Raw genomic sequence first — 4160 nt, 5'->3', positions numbered from 1 at the left:
TGCTTCCAGGGCCAGTAGGGCTACGTGGAGGGAGAGGCTGGCCTCCACCGAGTCGAGGTCCACGTCGAGGATGCGGGCGATGCGGGCCAGACGTTCGTAGAAGGCCGGTCGGGACAGGTGGGCCGCGGCGGCGGCGGCGGACTTGTTGCGGCCCTGCTCCAGGTACGCGCGCAGGGTGTCGAGCAGCTGCTCCCGGGGGTGGCGGGCGTCGTACTCGAGGAGCGCACCGAGTTCACGCTCCACGAAGGTCTGCAACCGGGGCTCGTCGCGCAGCAGGTGCAGCAGCCCGGCCAGGTCGACGTGGGGCAGCCGGAAGATCGGCAGGTCACGACGGTCCCGGCGGGCCGCCTCGGCGATCTGCCGCGCCTCGACCAGCGACCGACGGGCCTCGCGCAGGCTGCCCACCCCGGATCCGGCGGCCACGATCACCGCACCCGCGCCGGCACCTCGGGACGGCTCGGCACCGGACGCCGACCGGGATGCGTCGCCGCCGGAGGGTGCGCGGCCGGTGCCGGCGTCGAGGCGTACCCGACGGAGTGCGCCGGCGAACGCGGACAGCGCGCGGTCCTCGGCGGCCGGGTCCGGCAGGGCCAGCAGGGCGCCCACCGAGTTGTCGTCGACGGCACTGGTCAGCGCGGTCAGTTTCGCCTCCCGCAGCGCCTGGCCGACCGCCTCGGAGAGGTCCCGCAGCCGGGCCTGACCGGCCTCGGGGCCGCCCTCTCCGGCGGGGTCGTCGGCGCGGTGGCGGACCATCACGCCGACCAGGTGCCGCCGGTCGAGCACCACGCCGAGCGCCTTCGCCCGCAGCGCCACCTCGTCCACCGGCCGGGAGTGGTCGAGCAGCGCGGTGAGCAGGGTGCGGTGGATCTGCCGTTCCAGACCTTCGGCGTCGCGGCGGATCAGCCGGCCCAGCGCGAGGGTGGACGCGGCCCGTTCGATCAGGATCGTGAGCCGGGTCGGCGGGCCGGCGGCCGGTGCACCGGCCCGGGCGCTGGGCACGTCGCCGCTGGCCGGCCAGCGCAGCAGCAGCCGACCCCAGTCCTGCCCCCGGGCTCCGACCGCGGTGACCAGCCAGCCGCTGTCCGGGTCGTACGCGGTCCGCCCGGCCGGCCGGATCCGCCGGGAGTGCTGCTCCCAGCCGTCCAGCAGCAGCTCGGCGCTTTCGCCGGCCGGGTCGTACCCGAGGACCTGCCGGGACAGGTTCTCCAGTACCACGGGGCAACCTGACAGCTCGGCGGCCTGCCGGATCACCTCGGTGGCGTCGGCACCTTCGACGGAGAGGTCGTTGAACCGCTGGTGGATCTCCTCGGTGGCCCGCAGCTCGGTGAGCTGCGCGTCGACGATCAGCGCGTGCACCGCCTCGGTGATCCGCACGAACGGGGTGGCCCGACGCAGTTCCACCAGGGGAAGGCCGCGCCGTTCGGCCGTGGCGACCATCACCCTGGGTACTCCGCTGACGTACCGGCGGCCCAGCTCGACGACCAGCCCGGAGACTCCGACGTCGGCGAGGTCGCCGATGAACGCGCGCAGTCCCGCGTCGTCGCCCGGCAGCCCGATGCCGGTGGTGAGCACCAGCTCGCCGCCCCCGAGCAGGGTGGCGATGTCGGGCACCTCGGCGACGTGCACCCAGCGGACGGGCCGGTCCAGCCCCGCGTCGCCGGCGACGACGCGGGGCGCGCCGTGGCGGACCGGGTCCAGGGCGAGGACCTCACGGACGGTAGGGAACACGGCCGACACGCTACCGTCCGTGACGCCGGAACTCGACTTGCCTCCGCCGGGCGGGCCGGCCCCGGGCGCCTGCCACCGGCGGCCGGGGGTCAGCCGGGCTCAGTCGACGCCGAACTCCATGGCGGCGCGGTCGAGGGCCTCGTCGGCGGCGGAGGCGACGCCTCGGGAGGCGATGGCTTCCGCGCCACCCTCCGGCATCGCACCGATCAGCCCGGTCGAGGCTGCCTGCGCGGCGCCGATCATCCGCTGGGGGGCGGCACCGCCGACCATGCCGAGGGAGGCGTACTGCTCCAGCTTCGCCCGCGAGTCGGCGATGTCCAGGTTGCGCATGGTGAGCTGGCCGATCCGGTCCGACGGGCCGAACGCCGAGTCCTCGGTACGCTCCATCGACAGCTTGTCGGGGTGGTAGCTGAACGCCGGGCCGGTGGTGTCCAGGATCGAGTAGTCCTCGCCCCGGCGCAGCCGCAACGTCACCTCGCCGGTGACCGCCGTGCCCACCCAGCGCTGCAACGACTCGCGCAGCATCAGCGCCTGCGGGTCCAGCCAGCGACCCTCGTACATCAGGCGACCGAGGCGGCGACCCTCGTTGTGGTAGTTGGCCAGGGTGTCCTCGTTGTGGATGGCGTTGACCAGCCGCTCGTACGCGGCGTGCAGCAGCGCCATGCCGGGCGCCTCGTAGATGCCCCGGCTCTTGGCCTCGATGATCCGGTTCTCGATCTGGTCGGACATGCCCAGGCCGTGCCGGCCACCGATGGCGTTGGCCTCCAGCACCAGGTCGACGGGGCTGCCGAACTCCTTGCCGTTGATCGTCACCGGGCGGCCCTGGTCGAAGCCGATGGTGACGTCCTCGGTGGGGATCTCCACCGACAGGTCCCAGAACCGGACGCCCATGATCGGGTTGACCGTCTCGATGCCGGTGTCGAGGTGTTCGAGGGTCTTCGCCTCGTGCGTGGCGCCCCAGATGTTGGCGTCGGTGGAGTACGCCTTCTCGGTGCTGTCCCGGTACGGCAGGCCGCGCTCCAGCAGCCACTCCGACATCTCCGTACGCCCGCCCAGTTCGGTGACGAAGGCGGTGTCGAGCCACGGCTTGTAGATGCGCAGCTGCGGGTTGGCCAGCAGGCCGTACCGGTAGAAGCGCTCGATGTCGTTGCCCTTGAAGGTCGACCCGTCGCCCCAGATCTGGACGTCGTCGGAGATCATCGCCCGCACCAGCAGGGTCCCGGTGACGGCCCGGCCCAGCGGGGTGGTGTTGAAGTACGCGCGTCCGCCCGAGCGGATGTGGAAGGCACCGCAGGTCAGTGCGGCGAGCCCTTCCTCGACCAAGGCTGCGCGGCAGTCGACGAGTCGGGCGACCTCGGCGCCGTAGCTGAGCGCACGACCGGGCACCGAGGCGATGTCGGGCTCGTCGTACTGGCCGATGTCGGCCGTGTAGGCGCAGGGGACGGCGCCCTTGTCGCGCATCCACGCGACCGCGACCGAGGTGTCGAGGCCGCCGGAGAAGGCGATACCGACACGTTCGCCGATGGGCAGGGAGGTGAGAACCTTGGACACGGGGAAGATTATTCAACAAGACGCATGGTCATGCAAGTCGAAGTGGTTACTCGCTGTCGCTCGGCGCGTCGTCGCGGCCCAACTCCCAGAGCGCCACCGCCGCTGCGGCGGCCAGGTTCAACGAGTCGACCCCGCGTCGCATCGGGAGGACCACCCGCACGTCGCTGGCCGCCCGAGCCGCCCCGTCAGGCCGGGCCCCTCACGAGCAGATCGCTGGGGGCTTCGTCCACCACATCCCGATCTTGACTGAGGGGATGATGGACGGAACCGCTGTGACCTTCACGCTCGCGGCGCTGCACGCGACCGACTACCGAGTCGACATGGAATTCTGGTACGGCGAGGCTGAGTCCTGCTGTCCACCCAACCCGCCGCAGCCCGGCGGCAAATGACAGAGAGGTAGCCATGCGCCGCGAATGGGCCGCCCTGCCTGGGACGGTCGTGACGGAGATAGCCGAGCGCGTCGGCGGGATCATCGACGTACGCCCAGCTCTGACGGGCAACCACGCCGAGATCGCGTCGAGTGTCGTCGGCACGTCCGGCATGGTCTTCGTCAAGGCCGCCACGACCGGGCTGAGCGTCCAGACGCTGCGCTATGAGCTGGCGGCAACGGGGGCGGTCGACCGGTTCCCGCCGGCCGTCCTGTGGCACTTCGAGCGCGACGGCTGGTTGGTGGTGGGGGCCGAGCTACTTGACGGCCCCCACCCCGACCTGTCTCCCGGAAGTCCAGATCTGGACCTGCTCCAGGTGACCCTTAAGAGCGACCGGCAATAGGTATCCAAGATTCGGACAGTTGGATACCCGGGGGTAGCAAGCAGGCACGGGAGGTTGATCATCGGAGTTCTCTACGCTCAGTGATCAATGGAGTCCCGTGCCTGCCCTCC

General features: G+C 71.6%; 3 protein-coding genes. 1 reads left to right on the top strand and 2 read right to left on the bottom strand.

Annotated elements, in window-relative coordinates; genetic code table 11:
- Both F8271_RS30180 and argG read right to left on the bottom strand, forming a co-directional pair.
- Positions 1-1737 (bottom strand): PucR family transcriptional regulator (locus tag F8271_RS30180; RefSeq protein WP_151493199.1); only part of this gene is annotated, 1737 nt, incomplete at its 3' end.
- Between the two features lie 90 nt (positions 1738-1827).
- Entirely contained in the window at positions 1828-3279 is a 1452-nt protein-coding gene (gene argG / locus F8271_RS30175) for an argininosuccinate synthase (protein WP_151493198.1), read from the bottom strand.
- Positions 3280-3681: 402 nt separating this feature from the next.
- Between argG and F8271_RS30160 the strand changes: the two genes are divergently transcribed.
- The gene (locus F8271_RS30160; RefSeq protein WP_370462000.1) at positions 3682-4050 is read left to right on the top strand and encodes a hypothetical protein; all 369 of its coding nucleotides are present in this window, start codon (positions 3682-3684) and stop codon (positions 4048-4050) included.
- The last annotated feature ends 110 nt before the right edge of the window (positions 4051-4160 follow it).

The sequence above is a fragment of the Micromonospora sp. ALFpr18c genome, assembly GCF_008868155.1.
Lineage (GTDB): Bacteria > Actinomycetota > Actinomycetes > Mycobacteriales > Micromonosporaceae > Micromonospora.
Note: the sequence above shows the minus strand (reverse complement) of the source record. Positions and strands in the feature narration are given on the sequence as shown.

Excerpts from the sequence above, each read along its gene's own strand:
- F8271_RS30160 (WP_370462000.1), top strand. The coding sequence starts at position 3,682 with ATGCGCCGCGAATGGGCCGCCCTGCCTGGGACGGTCGTGACGGAGATA.